This is a genomic window from Marinomonas primoryensis, assembly GCF_013372285.1.
Classification (GTDB): domain Bacteria; phylum Pseudomonadota; class Gammaproteobacteria; order Pseudomonadales; family Marinomonadaceae; genus Marinomonas; species Marinomonas primoryensis.
In genome coordinates this window covers 341964-366122 of record NZ_CP054301.1, presented here as the reverse complement: position 1 = coordinate 366122, position 24159 = coordinate 341964, and the positions used below count along the sequence as shown (strand labels likewise).

Below are 24159 nucleotides of genomic sequence, written 5' to 3'. Positions count from 1 at the left end.
GGAGAGAATTATGCAAGACCTTCGTATCAACGAGAAACGCCTTTGGGACACATTAATGGAAATGGGCGATATTGGCGGAACGAAAAAAGGCGGTTGTAATCGTCTTGCTGGAACGGACTTAGATAAGCAATCTCGCGATCTTTTCGTTTCTTGGTGTAAAGCTTGTGGCTGTGACGTAGAGGTCGATAAAATCGGAAACATCTTTGCTCGTCGTCCTGGAAAATACAACGACTTACCCGCCGTCGGCACCGGAAGCCATCTTGATACGCAACCCACTGGCGGTAAGTTTGATGGGGTCTTTGGCGTACTTTCCGGTGTAGAAGTTTTGCGCACCCTTCATGACAACAACATTGAAACCCCAACCGCCATGGAATTTTCCGTGTGGACCAACGAAGAAGGCTCACGCTTCCAACCTGCAATGCAAGGTTCCGGCACTTATGTTGGTCGTTTTGACCTAGAAACCGAACTAAACAAGACCGACGTAAATGGCATTCGTCTTGGCGACGAGCTAGAACGTATTGGTTACTTAGGTGAAATGGAACTGGGCAGTCGAAATATGGGCGCCTTTTTTGAAGCACACATAGAGCAAGGTCCCATTCTTGAAGACGAAAAGAAAGCCATTGGCATCGTCAGATTAGGCCAAGGTATTCGCTGGTACAACATTGAAGTTATAGGCCGCCCTTCTCACTCTGGCACCACGCCAATGCACTTGCGTAAAGACGCCATGTTAGCGGCGGCTTCGATCGTTACAGAAATGAACGCCATCGCGCTTCGCCATGAAAATGGCTTAGGGACCGTTGGTTTCATGCAAGTATGGCCAAACTCTCGCAACACGATTCCGGGCAATGTGAAATTCAGCGCGGATCTTCGCAACCCACGCCCAGACATTTTATTAACCATGCATGAAGAACTGATCGCCTTTTGTGAAAAAATCGCCAAAGAACACGATTTAGACGTCAATATTGACCCTTTTTGGTATTTCGCCCCAGTGGAGTTTAATGCTTCCGACGATGTGAAAGCCGCCACTGAAAAACTCGGCTACAGCCACATGGACATTTACGCTGGCGCCGGTCACGACGCTTGTTACATGGCGGACTTAGTCCCTACCGGCATGATTTTCACACCCTGCCTAAACGGCATCAGCCACAACGAAGCCGAATACAGTTCGCCTGAAGAATGCGCTGCCGGAGCCAACGTGCTGCTGCATACTATGTTAGAAGCCAGCGAGCGCATTGCTAAAGAACATCAGTAACAAAATAAACGAATACAAGAGAAGAAAAAACGAGGGCTGTGAATCATCAAGCGGCTCCAATCGAATGAAATAGCTCCTATTAAATAAAAGCTATCAACCCACAATAGAAGAGGTGGTAAATATGACCAGTAAGTCCGTTAAACAAGGTGAGTTTTATGAGTTGGAGGTCGATACCGACCTTCAACAGAGTTCAGCGTATAACGACGATTTAGCGCCAACAAAAGTAAAAGATCGTACTTGGAACAAGTGGAACATTGCAGCATTGTGGGTTGGTATGTCTATTTGTGTACCTACTTATACTTTAGGTGGCGTATTAACGGCTTACTTTGGTCTTTCTGTGATGGAAGCCTTATTCACTATTCTTATCGCTAACGTAATTTTATTGGTGCCACTGACTTTAAACGCGTATCCGGGCACTAAGTTCGGCATTCCTTTTCCGATATTACTGCGTTCTTCATTCGGCATGGTGGGATCTAATATTCCTTGCTTGATTCGTGGCTTTGTTGCCTGTGGTTGGTTCGGCATTCAAACGATGTTTGGTGGCCTAGCAATTCATTTGTTTCTATCCGCCATTTCTTCTGACTGGGCAAGCTTAGGTGGCGTCGGCGAAGTCATCGGCTTCTTCCTATTTTGGGCTATCCAAATGGTTGTGGTGATTCGTGGTGCTGAATCTATTAAATGGTTAGAAACACTATCGGCTCCTCTATTGTTGATCGTTGGTATTGGTTTAATGCTTTGGGCTGGCGGGAAAGTGTCTTTCACTGAAGTACTCGCCATTCCTGCAAACCGTCCTGAAGACGCTAATTTTTGGGGGTATTTCTTTGGTGGTTTAACCGCGATGGTTGGTTTCTGGGCAACCTTGTCTTTGAATATTCCCGATTTTAGTCGTTATGCAAAATCTCAAAAAGATCAGATTATTGGTCAAATCATCGGCTTGCCTGCGACCATGTTCTTCTTTGCTGCTTTGGGTGTGGTTTTGACGGCCGCTTCGACAAGCTTGGTTGGTGAAACCATTTCTGATCCCATTTCTTTGATCGGTAAAATTGACAGCCCTTTCTGGGTTGCTATTGCCATGGTATTGATCGTTATCGCCACAATATCCACCAACACCGCAGCCAATATTGTTTCTCCTACTAACGATTTCCAAAACATTGCACCTAAACTCATTAACCACACTCGTGGTGTGTTGCTTACAGGTATTGTGGGTATTGTTTTAATGGGTTGGGAATTATTGAAAAAAATGAGCTGGATCGAATCCGATGTCAGTGTTGAAAGCATGTATTCAAACTGGCTCTTAGGCTATTCAAGCTTATTGGGTCCGATTGCCGGCATCATGATTGTCGATTACTTCTTAATCAAACGTCAGCATTTGGATTTGGTCGCGCTTTACAAAGAAAACAGCTTATACCCAGCATTTAACCATGCAGGTTTAATCGCTTTTGCTGCGCCTGTAGTGCTTACTTTAATCGCGCTAAATGTGTCTTCTTTTAGCTGGTTCTATAGCTACGGTTGGTTCACTGGAGCCTTTACCGGTGCCATTTTGTATTACCTTCTTGCTAAATCACAAGCCGATCCTGTCAGTGAGACAGAAACAGCCTAGTTGAAACATGAGTTGCTTTACCTGCTGGCGATGCCTTCTGCATCGTCAGCATTTTTTCTTCCATTATTTTATGAGTGTAGGTAGAAGCGCATCCATACTGTTTTTTTTGATGTTCTTTTGATCCGCACTTACTGTTTATTTTTTCTTAGAAAAAGGACGAAATCATGAGTTTATTAATTAAAGGTGGGACGATCGTCACTCACGAAGAAACCTTCAAAGCCGATATTCTTTGTAAGGACAACAAAATCGTCGAAATCGGTGATATCAGCGAACAACCAGAAGACGTTGAAGTCATTGATGCTACCGGCAAACTCATCATGCCTGGTGGCATTGATCCACACACTCACATGCAATTGCCTTTTATGGGCACCGTCGCGAAAGACGATTTTGCTTCTGGCACCGCCGCCGCACTGGCCGGCGGCACGACAACCATTATCGATTTCGTCATCCCCAACCCTCAGCAGTCGCTCTTAGATGCCTATCATCAATGGCGTGACTGGGCGAAAAAAGCCCACTCAAATTACAGTTTCCATGTAGCGATTACTTGGTGGGATGACACTGTTGCCGAAGAAATGAACATACTGGTCAAAGACCATGGCGTAAACAGCTTTAAGCACTTTATGGCGTATAAGAATGCCATCATGGCGACCGATGATATTCTGGTGGCGAGCTTCACCAAATGCTTAGAACTCGGCGCGATTCCAACCGTCCATGCAGAGAATGGCGAGCTGGTGTATCACTTACAAAACAAACTCATGGCAGAAGGCATGACAGGACCAGAAGCGCATCCGCTGTCTCGTCCCTCTTCCGTTGAAGGCGAAGCCGCAAACCGAGCCATCAGCATTGCCAATACGCTCGGTGCGCCAATTTACCTTGTTCACGTCTCCACAGAAGAAGCTGTCGATGCCATTCGCTACGCTAAAGACCACGGCCAAACCGTATTTGGTGAAGTCTTAGCGGGCCACCTAACCGTTGATGAAAGCGTCTATCAAAACCCAGATTGGGCCACCGCAGCAGCGCACGTTATGAGCCCTCCTTTCAGACCCAAACATCACCAAGATGCACTCTGGAAAGGCGTACAAGCCGGTACACTGCAAACCACTGCCACCGACCATTGCGCCTTTTGTGCCGAACAAAAAGCCATGGGGAAAGACAACTTCACGCAAATACCCAACGGCACCGCCGGTGTGGAGGAACGCATGATGGTGTTATGGGAAAAAGGCGTTAACCAAGGCAAGATCACCATGAACGAATTTGTCGCTTTAACCTCAACCAACACCGCCAAAATCTTCAATATTTACCCGAGTAAAGGCTGTATTCGCGTTGGCGCAGACGCAGACTTAGTGATCTGGAACCCAGCGGCCACAAAAACGATTTCCGCGAAAACGCATCACTCGAAAATTGAACACAGTATTTTTGAAGGAATGGAAATTCATGGTGTACCTGAAACCACTGTTTGTAACGGGAAACTTGCATGGCACAACAATACCTTGATGGTAAAATCGGGAGAAGGAAAATACGTAGATCGCCCTACTTATGCGCCGTTTTACGAAGCGTTAAGAAAGCGTCAGGAATTAAATAAACCCGTCGCCGTAAAACGCTAGGACAAGTTTTTTACAGGTGTTTTTTCAGCGTTAATAACCACAGATAACAAATCTTAGTGTCAGGGAATAAATGCCACTCGCGCGCGAGCACTACCTGATCCGTTATTTGTGGTTTTTTTATAGAAAGACAGAGGTTTAACCGAGACTAGGGAAGATGCGAACAAGCCCTCTTGGCTCAGCATCTGAGATAAAAACCTACTATTTGAGGTGAGTGCCGAATGTGAATTCGTGTACCTATTTAAAAACCGCATAGATTATGCAAATTACAAGAAACGACCGAGTTTTCCGCTTCATGTCCTTTCATTTTCAATCATTGCCCATAAGAATGTTATTCAACGACATCATCAAGGTCATTATTTATGAAAGAGTCACTAGACATTCAATTTGTTTCCGACATCATGTGCCCTTGGTGCGTCGTCGGTCTTGGCAATCTCAATAAAGCATTAGACGAACTAAAAGACACCGTTAGTGCAGATATCACCTTCCAGCCATTTGAGCTCAATCCAGAGATGCGCCCAGAAGGACAGGACTTTAGCGAACACATCACAGAAAAGTACGGCATTACCAAAGCGCAATCAGACGAAAATAGAGTCATGATTCAAGCCCGCGGCAAAGAAGTCGACTTTGATTTCAACTTCACACCGGAAAGCCGTATGCGCAATTCTTTCGACGCGCATCGCTTATTGCATTGGGCAAATTTAGAAGGCAAACAAGCTGAGCTTAAAATGGCGTTATTTAAAGCGCATTTTACGCACAACCAAGATATTAGCGATTACAGTACGCTGGCAAATCTAGCAGCCAGCGTAAACCTTGATCCAGCGGCGGCCAAAGGTATTTTAGAAAATGGGCATTTTATCGATGAAGTGCGTAAACAAGAAAAAATGTGGCAACAACATGGCATCACATCAGTTCCCACTGTCATTATTAACAACAAGTACGCGATTTCTGGCGGGCAACCTGCGGAAGTCTTCAAAAACACCATAGAAGAAATTCTTAAAAAAGAGGCGGAGCAAAAGGCTTAACGCAACAAGCCTTTTGCTCTCACAATATCCCCCCATGTTAATGACAGCATGGGGGGATACGCTTTTTTATGTTCATAGCACTAAAATCAACCAAACATAGCGTTAGGAAGAAAAAGAACAATCTGCGGGAAGATAATTAGCAAAGCGACCGCCAAGATCATCATCAACCAGAAAGGAAGCACTCCTTTGAAAATGTCGCCTAACTCCACGTTCGGTGCGACAGATTTGACGATGAAGACATTAATACCAACAGGAGGAGAAATTAAGCCCATCTCAAGAGTCAGAACCGTCAGCACGCCAAACCAAATCGGATCTATACCAAGTGACATAATGATAGGGAAGAAAATCGGCAAGGTCAGAACCAGCATGGCGAAACCTTCAAGAAAGCAGCCCAGCACAAGGTAGATTGCAAGGATAAGAATAAGCGTTCCCGTTACTCCCAATCCCAATCCAGACAACAATTCCCCTACTGCCGAAGGAATATGACTAAGCGCCATAAATGGGTTGATAAGGTGAGCAGCAATCAAAATTAACATCACTGTCGCCGTGGTAACAACCGCGTCCCTAGACGCATGCCAAAGGGCTTTTAGCGATAAAGATCGCGTTACAAATCCGACTAAGATCACAATCCCTGCGCCAACGGCAGCCGCCTCAACAGGTGAAAATAATCCACCATAAATGCCACCAATCGTCAGAAGTATCACAGCAACAATCGGCCCAGCACCCAACAAGGCTTTGCCTTTATTACGCCAGCTTGTCGCAGGCCCAGCAGGCCCTAATTCTGGACGAAACCAACAAACTACCGTGATCACTAAAATGAACAATAGCAGCAACATAATGCCTGGCAGAACACCGGCTAAAAACAATCGTCCGATACTTTGCTCGGTGAGAATCGCGTAAATAACGAATCCAGTCGACGGTGGAATGAGTATCCCCAGTGTGCCACCTGCAGCAACCACGCCAGTAGATAGCCTTTTATCGTAATTGAAACGATCCATCTGCCCTAACGCGACCTTCCCCATAGTCAATGCTGATGCAACCGACGAACCAGATAGCGCAGCAAAGCCGCCACAACCAATCACCGTAGCCGAAGCCAATCCGCCACGTAACTGGCCTATGATGGCATAAGCGGCGTCGTATAGTTTCTGACTCATTCCTGTGATGGAGGCGACATTCCCCATCAGAATAAACAGCGGGATAACAACCAATTCAGGCGACGAGGCTAAAGTGAAGGTTTCCGATGCCAGTAAACTGAATGCGGATCGGCTGCTGTCAAGCACCGTAATACCCACAAATCCCACAGAAAACATGGCAAAAGCCACCGGAATACGCAACACCAACAGACCGAACATGATCAAGATGCCAACAAAACCAATCATTGATGCACTCATGCAGCGTCTCCTTTGTCCGTGTCTACTTTACGAATGTCACGACCTGACAAGGTTAATTCAACAGCACGTAATGCCATTCCAGCCGCAGTGATCAAAGCAAAGATAGAAAGCCCATTTTGGAACCACGCCTTAGGTATAAGCAAAAGATTGGTCGAAAGGTTCAACATAGTTGAAATTTTAGCGCTTTCATTTACCGCATAAGCAATGCCTACAAAGATGACAGTGCCCAGTAACGCGGAAAAAACATCGATTAAGCGGTTAAGCACCGCCGGATAGCTTCGTTCGAAAAGATCAACCGAGATGTGACCGCCCTGACGGTCACACAGTGCCATTGCACCAAAGAGCAGAATAACCATGGTCATGGTAACTATGTCCTGCGATCCATAAAGTGGTGATCCCATCGCACGACCAATGACATCCGCGAGAATAATGATCACCTCGAAGATTAGGCCTAAAGCACCCAAGGCGGCGGACAGGGAAATAATCCCATCCGCCAGTTTACGAATAATGACAAGCATGGGTTACTTGCCTTCCATTGCCACAAGTGTCGCTGCGCCATTTACGCTTTTTACATAAGACTGAACCACACCAGAAACCGCCTTGGTAAACGCAGCTCTTTCATCATCAGTTAGGTCCGTTATTGTATTTGCACTATCGCCCCGAGCCACTTCGAGCGCTTCTGTAGCCGTTTTCAGCCAAGCGTCTTCCGCATTTTTAGACAGCCCAACACCACTTGCTGCGTCAACGGCGGCCTTTTGACTCGCACTTAGCCCATCATAAACTCTGCCATTAAGCACCGTGTAAAAGACAAGACGACCTAGTGGAGCGCCCAAAGTAAGGGAATCAGCCACTTCGTCAAGTTTAAAGTCTATTAGGGTTGATGCTCCTGTAATAACACCATCAATCAGGCCAGTTTGCATGGCATTATAAATCTGACTGGCTGGCATTTGCACAGGGGTTGCACCTAAGGCACTCGCGACTTTTGCGGCAGTTGCACCAGCAACACGAATTTTAAGCCCCGCTAAATCTGCAGGTGTGCGAATCACTTTATTACGCATGATGAAAATATTAGGCTCGGAGGTCCACAATGCCAGTGGTTTAGTACCCGGAAACTCACCACTCAAATGTTTATCATACGCCCGCCATAACGCTTCGTAACCTGGCATATCTTCAGGAATTGCGCCAGGTAATTCCGCTATCATGGTTTTACCAAACTGTGACGAGGTATAACCAGGTAAACCCCAAGACATATCCGCTGCACCTTGCAAAACACGCACATACTGTTCCGCAGGTCCTGCACCTAGCTCTCCGCCATGATAGCCGCGCACGGTCAAAGCACCATTAGTCGCTGCCGATAAATCAGTATTCAACTTTTCAATCACCGACGCATTAATGGTATGAAACGGTGGAGTGAAGCTAGCGAACTTTAGCTCCTCAGCAAAGACTTGAGTGGATAATGTGATAGCCGCTGAAGCAGCAATAATGAATTTATTGAATTTCATATCTGTTCTCCCAATGTTGCTTTAGTGCCTTGCTTGAAGGCTTTATTATTTTTTTATAGAACAGACCGAATCACGGAATGTCTTTTTTATATATAAACTCTACTCTCAATCATTTGCCAAGATTTCAAACGACTCTTTTCCTCGCGACTCCTTTTGCTATTTAACAGCTACTCTGTTTTGTCTGAAGTTCCTTTGTAGTGCAGTTCAATCGAGCCCTGTCTTTTGGCTATTAGCCATTCACCATTTACGTTTTTAATTTCATCCACGAAACGACCAATAAAAATGTCCGCATTCGCCTGCACCATGCTTTCGATGCCTTCGGCCTTTTTATTCGCGGCAAACAGCACCACTCTCGACGTTACGACGACAAGACCTTGATCAATAATATTAGCTTCTATATTCGTCAGTGCATGACACGTTTCTTTTGCTGGACGCGAGGTAAAAGACTCAAGAATCGAGTCGCGTCCTTCAATTTTTACGGTCGGTGCACTCGGGCGATATAGTTCGCCATCTTCGGCATAGCAATTTGCCAATTCTTGCCAACGTCCTTGATCTAGCAAGTTAATGGAACGAGTTACCAGCTTTTGGCACTGCCACTCAATCAGCATATTTTCGATCGTTCGATTGCTCATAATCCCCTACTTTTTCTGTAACCATGTGTGCAGTGCCGCTGCGACATTTTCTGGATCTTCCGCCGGTGCCATGTGTCCAGCGTCGTCGATCACGACAAGTTCACTACCAATAATTTGTTGTTGAATGGCCTGATGCTGAACCGCTGGACTCCAAGTATCTTGCGAGCCGGAAAGCAGTAAAGTTGGCACTGATATCTGTGAAAGTAGCGCTTCGGCATTGGGGCGATTTATCAATGCATGAATCTGCTTTTCAAAATCTTCAACCGAGTAAGACTCGACCATTTTTGTCAAATCAGCCATCAACTTTGCGTTATTTAATCCTTTTGGAGACATCATGGGGATTAGCCATTGCGCTGCTAACACTGAAATGCCACTCGTTTTCGCGGCTTCAATCAAGCGCATACGCCCCGGAATTTCTTTGTCTGACTTGGGATGAACACCTGTATTTAAAAGCGCTAGACGCGTTATCCGCTGCGGTGCAAGACGATATATTTCCAGAGCTACTCGTCCTCCCATAGAGTGACCCGCCAACGCAAAATTGCCTTCGATATTGGATAACACAAACCGAGCCATGTCGGTCAGATCATCAAAACCAGCAAAGCTAATAATTTCAACGTCGGCGTCATTCTCTAATTGAGCTGCGACGTTTTGCCACATTCGTTGATCACATAGCAAACCAGCTAAACAAACCAATTTGGGTCTAGTTATGCGCACATTCATTGTGATTTACTCTCCCTTTTCATCAACATTTTCGTATATCAGATGACCCAGCGCCGTATTAGAAACAGGCACATGGTAATGACGATGTATTTCGTTAACCTGATGATTCAGCGCACCACGCATGATCAACCACATCACCATTTCAGCCCCTTCTGTGCCGGATTCGCGGATGTATTCAACTTGAGAAATCGCCCCTAGCTTCTCATAATCACTCTTTAAATCGTCCAGAAAGGCGAGGTCCCACTCTTGGTTAATCAAGCCAGCACGTTCGCCTAATAGTTGGTGACTCATGCCACCGGTTCCCCACACTTGAACATTTATGTCTTCTGGAAATTGCTCTACTGCGGCTCGAATCGCTTTACCCAAAGCTAGGCAGCGATCTCCCGTTGGTGAGGGATAAACCACGGTATTGACGGCCAAGGGAATAACTTGGCAAGGCCATTCTTCCACTTCCCCAAACACCATAGATAAAGGCACAGTAAGACCATGATCCACGTCCATTTCATTGACAATCGTCATGTCAAAGCCTTGCTTTATCAAAGACTCGGTAATGTGCCAGGCCAGTTTAGGCGCGCCTTTTACCGTTGGAACAGGACGTGCACCATAACCTTCATCAGCTGGGTGATATTCTTCCCCACAGCCAATCGCAAAAGTTGGAATTACTTTCATATCAAACGCTGTCGCGTGATCGTTGTAGACCAAAATGACAACATCTGGTTTTTGCTCACGAATCCATTTTTTAGTGAACTGATAACCATCAAATATTGGCGCCCACTTCTCATTGCCACTATCGCCCTTATCAATAATATGTCCAAGCAACGGAATATGAGAGGTACCTAATCCACAGGTGATTTTGGCCATTATTGTTTCTCCTCAGATGTGTTACTTACAACATAACGATTCCCTTCCGGTGAACGGCCACCACGGCGCATCATATCGATGTATTCATCAACGGATAAATTGGTCATGGTGGAAACGGCTGCCGCCACGCTTAGTCCATCGCTCGAACTGATTTTGACAAGATAATAAATGTTGCCACCAAGGGCGATAAGCTGACTAAAATCCCGAGCAATCACGGCACATTTTTGCGCTTCCGTCATGGGCCATTTGTCTAGATAGGTACGTTCATTTTGCTTAAACGCCGTTCGATTAGATTCTTGCATTAAGGACATACAAAATTGATTGAGGTGAAAGCCTATTCTGGCCATATCGCCGTCGAACACGGTCGTGCCAGGAATATCACTGTAAGGCTTATTGTTATTATTCATTCGCGTCTTACCTTCGCTCGCTTCTTACCCTCACTAAAGAGGAATTAACTAAGTAGAACTTATTTAATTAAAGGTACACAGAAAAAACCAACCTTACATATGCACAATCAAAAACATGGCTAAAATTCTGGTTATATCATAAATTATAGATAACGAGCTTTTACTTACCACGACCTCACCAAACGACTTGTTAAAAGGACACCAAGGATGAGCAAACCTAATTTAAACTTTCCACTGACACTCAAACAATGCCGTGTTATCAGGGAAATAATGAAGAAAGGTACCGAAAAAGAAGCAAGCTCGTCGTTAAACCTAAGTCAATCCAGTGTCTCGCGTTCACTGTCACAAGCCGAACAAGCATTGCAGGTGGATATTTTTACGCGCGGCTGGAGTGGGGCTGAACCAACGTCAGCAGGGGAAGTGGTGATCTCGTCTTGCAATAGCATTTTACAAGCGATCTCTGGCACAGAGTGCCAATTACAAAGCAACGTTACTGCCTTACTAAAATTAAAAACCTACGTTGAGTGGCGACATCTACTGATCGTTGAAGCCGTCGTAAAAGTTGGCAGTGCCTCTGTTGCCGCGCAAACGCTTGGCATGACACAACCAGCGGTCAGCAAAACATTAAAAGAAATCGAAAATATGGTACAGCAGCCACTATTCTCAAGAGCGCGTCGTGGTCTGATCCCGCAAGCTGCAGCCAAACAACTGGCTTCGTTATTCCTAAGAATTTCACCTGTGGCTCAATCGCTACAACACAGTCTTCAATCACTGCCAAACGAGTTAACCGGCAGATTGTCCGTAGGAATGCTGTCTTTTTCCTGCCAAGATATTGTTCCCATTGCGTTTGCTTCTATATTTAAGCAACATTCAGGGATTCGTCTGCAAGCCATGCAAGGCCCTTATCACATGCTGGCAAATGCTCTACGACAAGGTGAAATAGATTGTTTTCTGGGTCTCATGAGAAAAGGCCCGATTCACCCAGAGCTAATTGAGCTGCCATTATTACCAGCTCAATACGCTTTGATAGCTCGTGCCGATCATCCGATACACAACGACGCAAAGACACTCAATAATCTGGTTAATGAACGCTGGATTGTAGCGCGTCACGGCACGCCGATTCGGGATTATTTCGAAAGCCTGTTCCATAGCATAGACAACAAACCGCCCATTCAAGCACTGGAAATGCTGACCTTCGCCTCTTCAGAAGAGCTGGTTATCCACAGCGACGCCATCGCGCTGTTATTCTATGACGATTGGAATATCAGCAAACTCAACCCTCGCCTAAAGCAAATTTCTATTCCACTCCCAAACCCAGAATGCACCATAGGTATAACACTGCATCGCGAAAGACAATCCGCCATTATTCAGACATTTATTGAAGAGTTGAAGTTAACCATTAAGCATAAGTCACCCTCGACTCAGCTTTAACCTCTGCCGGATTCGACTCAATGCCACTGGAGTGATACCAATATAAGTCGCAATTTGCTGCTGTGGAATAGAATCTTTTAACTCAGGATAGGCAGTACGAAAATCTAGATAACGACGTTCAGCGGAATGTTTTACAAAGGCATTTTCACGCTCTTCTTTGACAATAAAGATGCGTTCAAGGAATTTAGCATAGCACTCTAAAAAACCAATATCGTGGCGCATTTGAGCATAAAAATCTTGCCAAGGATAAGAAGAAACCATGCTATCTTCCAAGGCCTGGATACCGAATAAAACTCGTGTCTCGGTCACCATCGCCTTGGTTGAGCCAATGATTCTCGGGCTCTTCGCAAAGGTTTGCGTGAACTCTTTCCCATCATCGGAAACACTTACATAACGCACCAATCCAGAATGTAAAAAATACAAACGATTCGCAAAGTCCCCTTGCTGAAACAGGTAATCACCTTTGCGAATCACATGGACATCCATTGGCACCGTCAATCTTTGCCAACCAATCTCGTAACCTAATTCGTTAAAATAGGTTTCAAAACTATTTTTCAGTTGAGTTCGATCCATCAGTGATTTTCACCTTGCTTAAATTACCATCAATAAGAAACAGTGCGACACTCAAAAACACAATACCAGAAGCAAAAGGCCAATCCACCAAGCTTAATAAACGCGACTGAGTGAGCGCGGTAAATAAAGCGACCCAAACTGGTATCGTATAAGAAAATGCCAACAACCGACTGGCCCCTGCGGTCATCACCAAACGTTGCTGCAGTACAAAGGTAAACAGCGTTGTAAACACCGTCAAATACAAGATGGTCACCCAGAAGTCTTGCGACAACCATTGCACCTGACTAAGCTCACCCCATATTAAAGCGACAGGCAACAACCAAAGTGTACCAAATAACATAATCATAAAAGCACCAGACAACGCGCCTAAAGATCGCCCCCACTTTTGTACCGACACCACATGTAAGGCCAATAAAAAACACGCACCAACAAAGATATAGTCACCGGAATGCCACTGAAATCCGTCGATGCCTTGTGTAGAAAAGCCTTGTGTAGAAAAGCCCTGTGTAGAAAATAACACTGTCATCGCGCCGATTGAGCCAAGAACAAAACCAATTACTCGCCACAAAGGCGCGATTTCTTTAAGCCAAACCCTTGTAATAAGCACACCGATTAAGGGAACCAAGGTATACAAAACAGACGTATTCAATGGCGTGGTCGATTGCAACGCCACAAACAAACCAATAAAAAATCCCACCAGAGCGCCGCTTATCACCACATAATGAAAAAGCCGCTGACGAGAAGCAAACAACGCCTTAAACTGCTCAGCTTTACTCAATCCTGCACGCTGCCAACTAAATAACAACACCGGAAACAAAATCAATAACGCCAATAAAAAACGAAACGCCGACGTCGCAATCGGGCTAGCAAACGCCTCCATATAACCTGATACAATGAAAGACGACGCCATCAGCCAAGCCCACAGCAACAAGGTAAAAAATGAACTCATGACGTTGCCCCGACTTCATCCGCGGCCAACATAGGCGCCAAAAAGCGGATAAAAAGATGCTCAACTACAGCAGGCTCAAGGACAATATCAAACTCAGAGTCCAAAATATTACCAAGTAATTCGTGGCTTTCAACCAACTGTTTTCGCTCTCCTTGCTGATCTCTCGTAATAAATTCAGCATTCACCAAAGCAACCGTCTGATCCGCTTTTTTCAAAGTCACCATAAGATTCTTTAAAAATACGGCCTGCGGATTTTTATGGGAATAAAAATGCCCTAGCGCACAATCTGCATCCGTGTAAGCCGCACTATCAAAGCGATAAAGAGTGAAATAGTCATCTCCCTTACATACCTGCAAATCATATTCACCCTTACCTTTAGCCAACATACGATAGCGGTCTAAACCAACCACTTGTTGCGTGTTTATATCTAACCGTAATGGTGCAATAGGCCCATTACCACCAAAGCCGGTATCAACCAAATAGCTCACACCTTCCAGCGTTAACAACGTCACTCGATGCGTTCTGCCCGCTTCGCGCTCGAAGTTATTATTCAATACTCTTGCCAACTTAAGCTGTACGTCATAACCCAAGGCTTTTAATAGCTCAAACGTCAGCTTGTTGTGTTCAAAGCAATAACCGCCCAAACCACGAGTCACTATTTTCTGGCTGATCTCTTCAAGATCCAAAGAAATCTCTTCACCCAACACCACCGCCAAACTATTAAAACTATAACGAGCCACATGCTCAGCCTGCAGAGCTTGAACAAACTCAATAGTTGGCTGTTCTGGTACAACCAACCCAAGATCAGATAAGTAATTTTGTAAACTAGATGACAACGACATACTGCGCCCCTTTAAAATAATCAACAGATACGGAATACAACCAAGATTACCGGAGTCAGAAGAGTAAAGAATTAACATAGGTTAAGAGAGGTATTTTGATTTCGGGATCAAATTCCCTCCCCAATGCCATCTTTTCAGGGTTTGGGGAAGTGATATTAAAATGAGAAATGCGTTTTTGACTGGCTCCGCCATTCGAGCGTTTGCGATGGTCGCTCCCCGAAGAGCTGCTTATAGTCTTTGGCGAATTGACTCAAATGCCAAAAACCCCATTGTGCAGCGATGTCGCTTACCGATTGACTACTTGGCGCTTGAACCAATGCACGGCGTACGCCGTTTAATCGACTAATACGCAGATATTGAATGGGACTGATGCCAAGAATACTGTCAAAACTGTATTGTAAGGTTCGTCGACTCACATTAGTGATTTTACACAATTGTGTGACGGTAACCGGCTCATCCAAATGATGGTCTAAAAACTGACGAGCGCAATCGACCACCTTTTTACGGTGTTTATAGCTCTGTGTTGTCGCCGGTTGCGGCGTTTCCACTTTGAGCACTTCAAGCAGAGCCATCATGACAATATCATGCTGCAACCGCGATGGTGATTCCTTGCTTTCAACTAAGAGCAAGCGCCCTAACAAAAAACGCACTTCCTCCAATATTTTATCAGGCACCCCAAGACGACCATGTTCTGTCAATTCTTTCCAATTCAAATCTACGCCATGGATCAACGCCATGTCCGTCAAAGTCGACTTATCTACGACTAAACCATACAAATCATAATCTGGCGGGGTCGACAGCTGAAAATCACAACCACCAGGTCGGCACATAATCGTGTCTTGATGGATAGTTAAGCCATTGATTCGACTACTTTCTTGATTCGCATGTGGAATGCCTAACCAAACCGAGTCCGGCCACACCACACACTTTTGTTGTAATGCCTGACTGGTATGCTCACAAAAAACCTGTAAGCCATTAAAAGGCAGCTCTACAATACGACCATAAAAACCACCTCGGCTTGTTTGATCGTACTCTTGCTGCCACCCTGTAAGATTACCAGCGTGTAAATCCGCATCAAAAGCCTCCGACACTCGAACCAAAGAGCCCTTATTTGGTGCATCGATCCCTGAATTCAACATAATCCTCCCCTAAAAAAGATGCGTTTTAAGCCGGTTTTTAAAATAAAACAAAACAAGCATTTGATATATATGGCTTTTTCATTTTTGCCATTATTCGATAACGACAGTTTATGGATTTCCGTAAGGTAAACTTACATTCAAATTTCAAACCTTGGACTCAGATCTTAAGTCCAAATAAAAGTTGCAATATCTATGCCCTTTTATACTTTGCTTTTTGGGGCCAACACAATACTAGTAAAGCGTGAGAGACGGTTATGAGCAACCCACAATCTACTTTTCAATTTCGTCACATCGTGGGCGAACAAACTTTTGGCTTCGTCGACCTCGCCGATTTAATGGCTAAGGCCACGCCAGCTCGATCTGGCGACCGGTTAGCGGGCGTCGCGGCACGCACAGCTGAAGAACGCGCCATCGCACAAATGACGCTGGCTGATGTACCGCTGTCACTTTTCCTTGAGCACGCCCTTGTTCCTTACGAAAAAGATGAAATCACGCGGCTAATACTAGACGATCATGACAAAATGGCCTTTTCTATTATTTCGCATCTGACAGTCGGTGGTTTTCGAGACTGGTTATTAAGCGATTTGGCGAGCAGTGACATTCTCATACAGATCCGCCCCGGCATCACTCCCGAAATGGCGGCAGCGGTGAGTAAGATCATGCGCAATCAAGACCTCATTCTTGTCGCCAAGAAATGTCATATAAAAACCGCTTTTCGTAACACCATCGGTTTACCGGGACACCTTTCAACACGCTTACAACCCAATCACCCAACCGACGATCTAACCGGAATCGCGGCCAGTATGCTAGACGGTTTACTCTACGCCAATGGCGATGCAGTGATCGGAATCAATCCAGCGACCGACAACGTGCAACAAGCCACACGTTTGATCAAAATGATGGACGAAGTAATCCAGCATTATGAGATTCCCACGCAATCTTGCGTGCTGACCCACGTGACCAACACCATTGAATGCATAGAACAAGGGGCGCCAGTGGATTTGGTTTTCCAATCCATCGGCGGCACCCAAGCCACGAACGACAGTTTTGGTTTTAATCTCGCCAATCTGGCCGAAGCCCAAGATGCGGCCTTGTCGCTGAATCGCGGAACAGTCGGTAATAACGTCATGTATTTTGAAACTGGCCAAGGCAGTGCGCTGTCTGCCAACGCGCATCACGGTTTGGATCAACAAACGTGCGAAGCCCGGGCTTACGCGGTAGCTCGTAAATTCAATCCCTTGTTGGTTAATACGGTTGTTGGCTTTATCGGCCCCGAGTATCTGTACGATGGGAAAGAAATCACCCGCGCGGGCTTAGAAGACCATTTTTGCGGCAAGCTGCTTGGTTTGCCCATGGGTTGCGACGTGTGCTACACCAATCACGCTGAAGCCGATCAAAACGACATGGATAATTTACTGACTCTTTTAGGTGTCGCCGGCTGTACATTTGTAATGGGCATTCCCGGTTCCGATGACATCATGCTGAACTATCAAACGACCTCATTCCACGATGCGCTATACGCTCGCCGCGTGTTGGGTTTAAAACCCGCGCCAGAGTTTGACATTTGGCTAGCCAAGATGGAAATCTTCAAAAACAACGAGAAATTCATCCTCAACCACGAGTTACCAGACGCATTTCATAAGTCTCTCCACCGCATGATTGGAGGTCATTCATGAGCACCGATAAGTCCTTTCCGACCCATCCGCATGCGCCTATTACCACTGGAAAAGAAGAACCCGTCACTGAAAACATAGAGCCCGTGACTGAAAATGCATGGCGTAAACTCAACGCATTCACAGACGCGCGCGTTGGTCTAGGACGTTCTGGCATCAGCGTACCAACTAAACACCTGCTGGCATTTCAATTAGCCCACGCACAAGCCATTGATGCGGTTCATACACAACTCGACTCAGAGTCTTTGGCAAAAGACCTTATGGCACAAGATTGGGCGCCACACAGCGCGCCCCTCATACTGCACAGCCGCGCAATAGACCGCGCCTCCTATTTGCAACGTCCAGATTATGGCCGACGACTCGACGAAGAATCCGCCAATACACTAGACGAACACAGAGCCGCCACGTCACAACACTATGACCTTGCCATCGTGGTGGTGGATGGCTTGTCTTCTCTAGCAATTGAACAAAACACCTTGCCATTTTTAGAGGCGCTTTTCAGTTATATCCACATTCAGCAAGAGCCCACACAGCAAAATACAAAAAACAGCCATAAAAACGATTGGAGTCTAGCGCCGATTTGTTTTGTGAAACAAGGTCGCGTTGCCATTGGTGACGATGTATGCGAGCGCCTAAACGCTAAATGCGTATTAGTGCTGATCGGTGAACGCCCCGGCCTTAGTTCACCGGATAGCTTAGGTTTGTACCTGACATGGGGCGGTAAAGTCGGCCTTACTGACGCCTTTAGAAATTGCATATCCAATGTTCGTCCGGCCGGTTTGGTTTATCAAGAAGCAGCGCGCAAAGCGTTCTATTTATTAAACGAAGCACGCACTCTCAAACTGTCTGGCGTAAAACTGAAAGACCGATCAAACGATGACTTAATCATAGACACCAGTAAAGAATCTAAAAACTTTCTCATATCTTAACCATGAGAAAAAAGAAAAAGTAACCATAAAAAATATAAGCCCATCCGGGTAAAAAATGACTATAAAAACCACAATTAAAAGAGAACAAAGGGAACTACTATGTCTGATCAAATGAATAAGGAATATCTGGCTAAACGCCAGCTTAAAAGAGGCTCCGCTGGCTGGGTTTTGCTAGCGGGCTTGGGCGTATCCTACGTAATTTCCGGTGATTTCGCGGGCTGGAACTTTGGTATTGCGGAAGCGGGCTGGGGCGGTTTTGCCATTGCAGCAGGACTAATGGCTGTGATGTATTTTACCCTTGTATTGGCCTTAGCTGAAATGTCAGCCGCCATTCCTGCGGCAGGTGGCGGTTATAGTTTTGCTCGCCAAGCCATGGGACCAACTGGCGGTTATTTAACTGGCTTAGCGGTATTAATCGAATACGCACTGGCGCCCGCCGCCATTGTTATTTTCATCGGTTCTGCGGTGGAAGCCTTATTGGGTTTTAATGGGCCTTGGGTCTACGCCGCATTTTATATTGTCTTTATCGGTATTCATTTAGCCGGTGCTGGCGAAGCATTAAAAGTCATGATGGTGATTAGTGGTTTAGCGGTCATCGCGATTCTAGCTACCGCCGTCGCATTGATTGGCGATTTCGATACAAGCCGTTTATTTGATGTGCCTGTGACGGATGCTGTTGGTGCAAGTGAGTTTATGCCAATGGGTTGGTACGGTATTTGGGCCGCTTTGCCATTTGGTATGTGGTTGTTTTTGGCCGTCGAAGGTGTGCCATTGGCCGCCGAAGAAGCCAAAGACCCAGCCAAAGATGTACCAAAAGGCATCATCGGCGCGATGGTTTTCTTGTTGTTCACCGCTTTGTTAGTGGTGTTTTTATTGGCTGGTGCTGCTGGTGCAGACGCTATGGGTAAAAGCGCGGTTCCATTGGTCGATGCGCTAAACTTTGCAGGACATGAAACACTGGGTACGGCGGTCAACATACTTGGACTCGCTGGATTGGTCGCGTCTTTCTTCTCGATTATTTACGGTTACAGTCGCCTAGTATTTGCCTTATCTCGTGCTGGTTACATTCCACAAAGTTTGTCTGTCACGGACAAGCGCAAAGTGCCTTCACGCGCATTGATCGTTCCAGGTATTTTGGGGTTCCTTGCTTCTTTGACCGGCGAAGGTGACCTAATGCTGGCCATGGCGGTTGTCGGTGCAACCGTGTCTTATGCCTTGATGGCACTTAGCCACATATTGCTGCGCATAAACCATCCAGACATGCATCGTCCTTATAAAACACCTGGCGGTATTTTCACTTCATCTATTGCGTTTGTTTTATCATTGCTGGCTCTGACGGGTGTTTACGCATACGACCCTCGCGCGTTTTTTTACACCCTAGTGCTATTCGCCATTGGCGCAGCGTACTACTTCTTGTATAGCAAAAACCACCTTGTGGCGAAAACACCAGAAGAAGAGTTCGACATGCTGGCGGCAGCAGAAGCAGATCTCTAGCCACTTCACCTTAATGCGCTTCTAACATGTTGTAATTAGTCGATTAAGTTCGCTAAGAGAGCCCCGCATTCTTTAATGCGGGGCTTTTTCATAACACCAGATAAGACACAGAACCAATAATGTGTATATTAATTGCATAAATAAAACATTCGAAAATGACGACATGCGACAGAAGTGAGACTAAGACAATGAAACATTATTTAGAACGTGATTTCGCAGGTTATGGCCGACACGGGCAGCCAAACGTTAAATGGCCAAACAACGCTCGTGTCGCGCTGCAGTTTGTCTTAAATTTTGAAGAAGGCGGTGAAAACTGTGTTGCTCATGGCGACGAACACGCCGAGACGTTTCTGTCAGAAATATTTGGTGCGCAGCCATTCAAAGACCGACATATGAGCATGGAATCGCTTTACGAGTACGGTTCTCGGTCTGGCGTTTGGCGCATACTCAACGAGTTTGAACGCCGAGGTTTACCGCTAACGGTTTTCGCCATTGCGACCGCATTGGAGCGCAATCCAGACGTGGCCAAAGCCTTTGTAGCAGGCAAACACGAAATTGTCTGCCACGGGCTAAAATGGATTCATTACCAAGACATGCCCATCGAGCAAGAACGAGAACACATGACCAAAGCCCTCGCTCTTATCGAAAAAGTGACTGGCGTAAAACCAACCGGTTGGTACACAGGACGTGATTCGCCAAACACACGCGCCTTGGTCGCAGAACACACGCAGCTAAAATACGATTCAGACAACTATGGCGATGACTTACCTTATTGGGTAAAAGTCCCGCATCACAAGGATACAAGTCAAACCAAACCGCACCTCATCGTGCCGTACACCCTTGACTGCAATGACATGAAGTTTTCCTCGCCTTATGGCTTTAATCATGGCGAAGAATTCTTCCAGTATTTGAAAGACAACTTTGATTGTTTGTACGAAGAAGGCGCCACCGCACCGAAAATGATGTCCATCGGCATGCATTGTCGAACCCTTGGCAAACCAAGCCGCTTTATGGCACTGAAGAAGTTTTTGGATTACGTTCAATCTCACGAGAAAGTCTGGATCGCCCGCCGCGAAGAGATTGCCGATCATTGGATAGAGAATCATCCGCCTGCTTAACCATAAAAAAATGGCGATTGACCTTTCAGGACAATCGCCATTTTCTTACGAAGAGTTCGTTAAAAAACCACGTCATCCGATACGGTCACAAAGATGGAATGCCTAACTTCATTAAATAAGGCTTTGCTGCAGTGCCCTTCGCCTTCTGTGTCTTCTAACAAGACAACGTCGCCAGCGCCGAATTGGCGAGTTTCACCGGACGACACTTTGAACTCGCAGCGACCTTTGATGATGAACAATAACTGACGCTGTGGCGCTGGGTGCCATTTGAAATCGTAGTCGCTTGGGGTTTCACGGAAGATCATCTCGCCTGCTGGAAAACGCTCTGACAAAAAGCCAATTGGACCACCATCGCGGACATCGATATTCAAATCACCGAAATGGCTCTTGCCCTGATCATCGTTAAAAATGCGCGTAAATTGCATATCTTAATCCTTTTTGAAATTGGTCTTATCAGCGTTGCTCAGCATAACGCCAGAGCGATTCTTCGAGCTTGCTCGGGGAGCGAGGCGTTATGCTGAGTGAAGCACAACAAGAGCTAGGCGTTATGCTGAGTAACCACAAAAAAATGTTAGCTCAAATTCTGTAATGTGTGACTCAACACAGCGAGACTAACCGCCACATCAGGCGTATCAATCGCTTCCGCTGGGTGATGACTAATGCCTTTGTCACAACGTATAAATAACATGGCCACAGGGCAAATATCCGCCATCGCCATGGCGTCATGTCCCGCACCAGAAAATAAGGTATGCACCGGAATATTTTGTGTTTCGATGGCCTTGCGTAGCACGCTTTGTAGCTTGGCGTCACAATGCACGGCGTTGGCAGCGTGGGTGGCTTTGCGCTCTATGCGCACATTACGCCGTGCGGCAATAGCATCTAATTCAAGCAATATTTCGTCGAGCGCGACGTCGCGTTTTTCGTCAAATTCGCTGCGAATATCGAGGGAAAATCCCGTATTACCAGAAATTACATTCACGCCATTCGGGCGATTTTGAATGCGCCCAACCGTGGCGACAATGCCATGATTTTGTGCGACTTTTTCTATCGCCAGAATCATCTCGCTGCTGGCGCAAAGGGCATCTTGACGGAGATTCATTGGCACTGTGCCAGCGTGTCCGGCCATGCCGATGACATTAAATTCAAAGCGTTTTGCACCCGCAATGGCGCTAACGACACCAACTGGCAAATCTAAGTCTTCTAAAACTGGCCCTTGTTCAATATGCAGCTCAAGGTAACCGAGCAAATTGTCTGTTGAAATAGCGGCATTCGGAATACTCGCAAAGTCCGAACCAAAGCCTTTTAGCGCTTGCGCCAAACTAATGCCATCGCTGTCTTTTACATCCGCCCAGTTTGCTGGCCATTGGCCTGTCAGAGCGCGACTGCCAAGCAATGTGGAGCTAAAACGCGTGCCCTCTTCGTCACCAAAACCGACTACATCGAGATGAAACGGGAGACGAATACCGGCCGCTTTCATTGCGGCAATCAAGGTTACGGGCGTGATAACCCCCAACATGCCGTCGTATTGACCGCCGTTTGGCACCGTATCCAAATGACTGCCCATGATAAAGCGCGGCGCGTCTGGATCTGCCGCTTGCCAGCGCCCCCAAAGATTGCCCGCTTCGTCTTGCCACGTTTGCATGCCTGCGTCTTGCATCCAACCGCTAACTAACTCATTGGCTTGTTTGTGTTCTTTGGTGAGATAACGACGATCTAAGCAATCATCGCTTTGACTGATTTTTCCAAGTTCGTCACAGCGATCCATGACCAACTGAGCGAGTTTATCGCAATCAGTCATTATGATTCTCCACTGTAAACGGCCATCGCCGCATCGACTGCCGCACCCGCTGGTAACGCAAATCCAGCACGTCTAAGCACGGTTTCCAGCGATTGTAAGGTGTGCAATACGGCGTCTTGGCGAGCGTTGTAACCCATGGTGCCGATGCGCCAAACCTTGCCTTTTAATGGACCAAAGCTAGTGCCTATTTCGATGTTAAAAATGTTCAATAAATCATGGCGAATTTTTTCGCCGTCTACGTTGGCAGGAATATGAATGCCAACGACGTTGCTCATCTTATGTTTTAAGTTACCAAATGGCGTCAAGCCCATAGCAAGAACGCCTTGTAGCATGGCATCACCAGCTACCTGATGACGTTTCATCACGGCGCCTTGGCCTTCGTTAAGTAACGCAATCGCACACTCACGGGAACCAAACAACATGGTCGCGGCTTCCGTGTGATGGTTCAAACGCTCGTCGCCCCAATAATCCATAATCATGGGCAAATCAAAATAGTTCGAGCGAATGCGCATACCAGATGAACCTTGATGATGCGCATCACGAATCCCCGCTTCCACATGAGCGCGTTTGCGTACACAAGACACAAAGCGATCGCTTAGCGTCATCGGTGCGCTGCCTGATGGGCCGCCGAGACACTTTTGCAAACCAACCGACACAGCGTCGATTTTCCACGCATCAACTTCCAACGGGTTACCGCCAATAGACGCCGTCGCATCGGTGTAAAACAACACATCGTGAGCGCGGCAAATATCACCTAACGCTTCCAAAGGCTGAAACATAGTCGTCGAGGTATCGCCCTGTACAATCGCCAATAATTTTGGCTGTACTTTTTTGATCGCGTCTTCAATTTGCTGTGGATCAAAGACTTCACCCCAAGGCACTTCGATAGTGTGAACCTCTGCATCGGCGCGTTCGGCAATCTCAGCGAGTAAATGACCGAAGCGACCAAAGATAGGAATCAGCACTTTATCGCCAGGCTCTAAACAAGACACCAAAGCCGCTTCAATTCCTGCGCGCGACGTGCCATCGATCAAAAAGGTTTGCTGGTTTTTGGTATTAAAAACGCGACGATACAACGCCATCACTTCGTTCATGTAGCTGGTCATGGTTGGATCATATTGCCCCACCAGCTGAGTCGACATGGCCGACAACACGCGTGGGTAGCAGTTAATCGGGCCGGGGCCCATGAGTAATCTTGGTGGCAATGAAAGTGGCTGCATAA

General features: G+C 46.3%; 23 protein-coding genes. 9 read left to right on the top strand and 14 right to left on the bottom strand.

Features of this window, described 5'->3' with window-relative positions:
- The first annotated feature begins 10 nt into the window (after positions 1–10).
- From MP3633_RS01665 to MP3633_RS01650, 4 genes are all read left to right on the top strand, one after another.
- Positions 11–1252, top strand: a complete 1242-nt coding sequence (locus tag MP3633_RS01665) for a Zn-dependent hydrolase (RefSeq protein WP_176334215.1) — start codon at positions 11–13, stop codon at positions 1250–1252.
- A 121-nt stretch (positions 1253–1373) separates the two neighbouring features.
- Positions 1374–2852 (top strand): NCS1 family nucleobase:cation symporter-1, encoded by a 1479-nt coding sequence (locus MP3633_RS01660; protein ID WP_176334214.1) that lies wholly within the window; start codon positions 1374–1376, stop codon positions 2850–2852.
- A 164-nt stretch (positions 2853–3016) separates the two neighbouring features.
- A complete protein-coding gene (gene hydA, locus MP3633_RS01655) occupies positions 3017–4456 on the top strand; it encodes a dihydropyrimidinase (RefSeq protein ID WP_176334213.1) in 1440 nt (479 codons plus the stop codon).
- A 359-nt stretch (positions 4457–4815) separates the two neighbouring features.
- On the top strand, positions 4816–5478 hold the full coding sequence (locus MP3633_RS01650; RefSeq protein ID WP_176334212.1) for a DsbA family oxidoreductase: 663 nt from the start codon (positions 4816–4818) through the stop codon (positions 5476–5478).
- 86 nt (positions 5479–5564) lie between these two features.
- Here the strand turns inward: MP3633_RS01650 and MP3633_RS01645 are convergent, their stop codons facing one another.
- From MP3633_RS01645 to ligA, 7 genes are all read right to left on the bottom strand, one after another.
- Complete coding sequence (locus tag MP3633_RS01645; RefSeq protein WP_176334211.1) at positions 5565–6869, bottom strand: TRAP transporter large permease; 1305 nt, start codon at positions 6867–6869, stop codon at positions 5565–5567.
- Entirely contained in the window at positions 6866–7387 is a 522-nt protein-coding gene (locus MP3633_RS01640; protein ID WP_176334210.1) for a TRAP transporter small permease, read from the bottom strand. The genes MP3633_RS01645 and MP3633_RS01640 overlap by 4 nt, the downstream gene beginning before the upstream one ends.
- A gap of 3 nt (positions 7388–7390) precedes the next feature.
- Positions 7391–8371 (bottom strand): TRAP transporter substrate-binding protein, encoded by a 981-nt coding sequence (locus MP3633_RS01635; RefSeq protein WP_176334209.1) that lies wholly within the window; start codon positions 8369–8371, stop codon positions 7391–7393.
- 167 nt (positions 8372–8538) lie between these two features.
- Positions 8539–9003: a nuclear transport factor 2 family protein gene (locus tag MP3633_RS01630; protein ID WP_176334208.1), complete on the bottom strand. Its 465-nt coding sequence runs from the start codon at positions 9001–9003 to the stop codon at positions 8539–8541.
- A 6-nt stretch (positions 9004–9009) separates the two neighbouring features.
- The gene (locus tag MP3633_RS01625) at positions 9010–9723 is read right to left on the bottom strand and encodes an alpha/beta fold hydrolase (RefSeq protein ID WP_176334207.1); all 714 of its coding nucleotides are present in this window, start codon (positions 9721–9723) and stop codon (positions 9010–9012) included.
- A gap of 6 nt (positions 9724–9729) precedes the next feature.
- On the bottom strand, positions 9730–10584 hold the full coding sequence (locus MP3633_RS01620) for a class III extradiol dioxygenase subunit beta (RefSeq protein ID WP_176334206.1): 855 nt from the start codon (positions 10582–10584) through the stop codon (positions 9730–9732).
- On the bottom strand, positions 10584–10991 hold the full coding sequence (ligA, locus tag MP3633_RS01615) for a protocatechuate 4,5-dioxygenase subunit alpha (protein ID WP_176334205.1): 408 nt from the start codon (positions 10989–10991) through the stop codon (positions 10584–10586). The genes MP3633_RS01620 and ligA overlap by 1 nt, the downstream gene beginning before the upstream one ends.
- 207 nt (positions 10992–11198) lie before the next feature.
- Here ligA and MP3633_RS01610 point away from each other — a divergent pair, with 207 nt between their 5' ends.
- Complete coding sequence (locus MP3633_RS01610) at positions 11199–12422, top strand: LysR family transcriptional regulator (protein ID WP_217909036.1); 1224 nt, start codon at positions 11199–11201, stop codon at positions 12420–12422.
- On the opposite strand, the gene MP3633_RS01605 is transcribed toward MP3633_RS01610, so the two are convergent.
- From MP3633_RS01605 to MP3633_RS01590, 4 genes are all read right to left on the bottom strand, one after another.
- A complete protein-coding gene (locus MP3633_RS01605; protein WP_176334203.1) occupies positions 12402–12995 on the bottom strand; it encodes a Crp/Fnr family transcriptional regulator in 594 nt (197 codons plus the stop codon). The genes MP3633_RS01610 and MP3633_RS01605 overlap by 21 nt on opposite strands.
- Positions 12970–13944: a DMT family transporter gene (locus MP3633_RS01600; RefSeq protein WP_176334202.1), complete on the bottom strand. Its 975-nt coding sequence runs from the start codon at positions 13942–13944 to the stop codon at positions 12970–12972. The genes MP3633_RS01605 and MP3633_RS01600 overlap by 26 nt, the downstream gene beginning before the upstream one ends.
- Positions 13941–14786 (bottom strand): arylamine N-acetyltransferase family protein, encoded by an 846-nt coding sequence (locus tag MP3633_RS01595; protein ID WP_176334201.1) that lies wholly within the window; start codon positions 14784–14786, stop codon positions 13941–13943. The genes MP3633_RS01600 and MP3633_RS01595 overlap by 4 nt, the downstream gene beginning before the upstream one ends.
- Positions 14787–14941: 155 nt before the next feature.
- Entirely contained in the window at positions 14942–15925 is a 984-nt protein-coding gene (locus MP3633_RS01590) for a helix-turn-helix domain-containing protein (protein ID WP_176334200.1), read from the bottom strand.
- A 254-nt stretch (positions 15926–16179) separates the two neighbouring features.
- Between MP3633_RS01590 and MP3633_RS01585 the strand changes: the two genes are divergently transcribed.
- From MP3633_RS01585 to puuE, 4 genes are all read left to right on the top strand, one after another.
- Complete coding sequence (locus tag MP3633_RS01585) at positions 16180–17601, top strand: ethanolamine ammonia-lyase subunit EutB (RefSeq protein WP_176334199.1); 1422 nt, start codon at positions 16180–16182, stop codon at positions 17599–17601.
- The gene (gene eutC / locus MP3633_RS01580; protein ID WP_176334198.1) at positions 17598–18527 is read left to right on the top strand and encodes an ethanolamine ammonia-lyase subunit EutC; all 930 of its coding nucleotides are present in this window, start codon (positions 17598–17600) and stop codon (positions 18525–18527) included. Before MP3633_RS01585 ends, eutC begins: the two co-directional genes overlap by 4 nt.
- A gap of 99 nt (positions 18528–18626) precedes the next feature.
- A complete protein-coding gene (gene eat / locus MP3633_RS01575; protein ID WP_112136075.1) occupies positions 18627–20021 on the top strand; it encodes an ethanolamine permease in 1395 nt (464 codons plus the stop codon).
- A 188-nt stretch (positions 20022–20209) separates the two neighbouring features.
- Positions 20210–21139: an allantoinase PuuE gene (gene puuE, locus MP3633_RS01570; RefSeq protein ID WP_176334197.1), complete on the top strand. Its 930-nt coding sequence runs from the start codon at positions 20210–20212 to the stop codon at positions 21137–21139.
- A 59-nt stretch (positions 21140–21198) separates the two neighbouring features.
- Here puuE and MP3633_RS01565 read toward each other — a convergent pair whose 3' ends face one another.
- From MP3633_RS01565 to MP3633_RS01555, 3 genes are all read right to left on the bottom strand, one after another.
- Positions 21199–21564: a cupin domain-containing protein gene (locus MP3633_RS01565; protein WP_176334196.1), complete on the bottom strand. Its 366-nt coding sequence runs from the start codon at positions 21562–21564 to the stop codon at positions 21199–21201.
- 146 nt (positions 21565–21710) lie between these two features.
- The gene (locus tag MP3633_RS01560; protein WP_176334195.1) at positions 21711–22937 is read right to left on the bottom strand and encodes an allantoate amidohydrolase; all 1227 of its coding nucleotides are present in this window, start codon (positions 22935–22937) and stop codon (positions 21711–21713) included.
- Entirely contained in the window at positions 22937–24157 is a 1221-nt protein-coding gene (locus MP3633_RS01555; protein WP_176334194.1) for a pyridoxal-phosphate-dependent aminotransferase family protein, read from the bottom strand. Before MP3633_RS01555 ends, MP3633_RS01560 begins: the two co-directional genes overlap by 1 nt.
- Positions 24158–24159 lie beyond the last annotated feature (2 nt).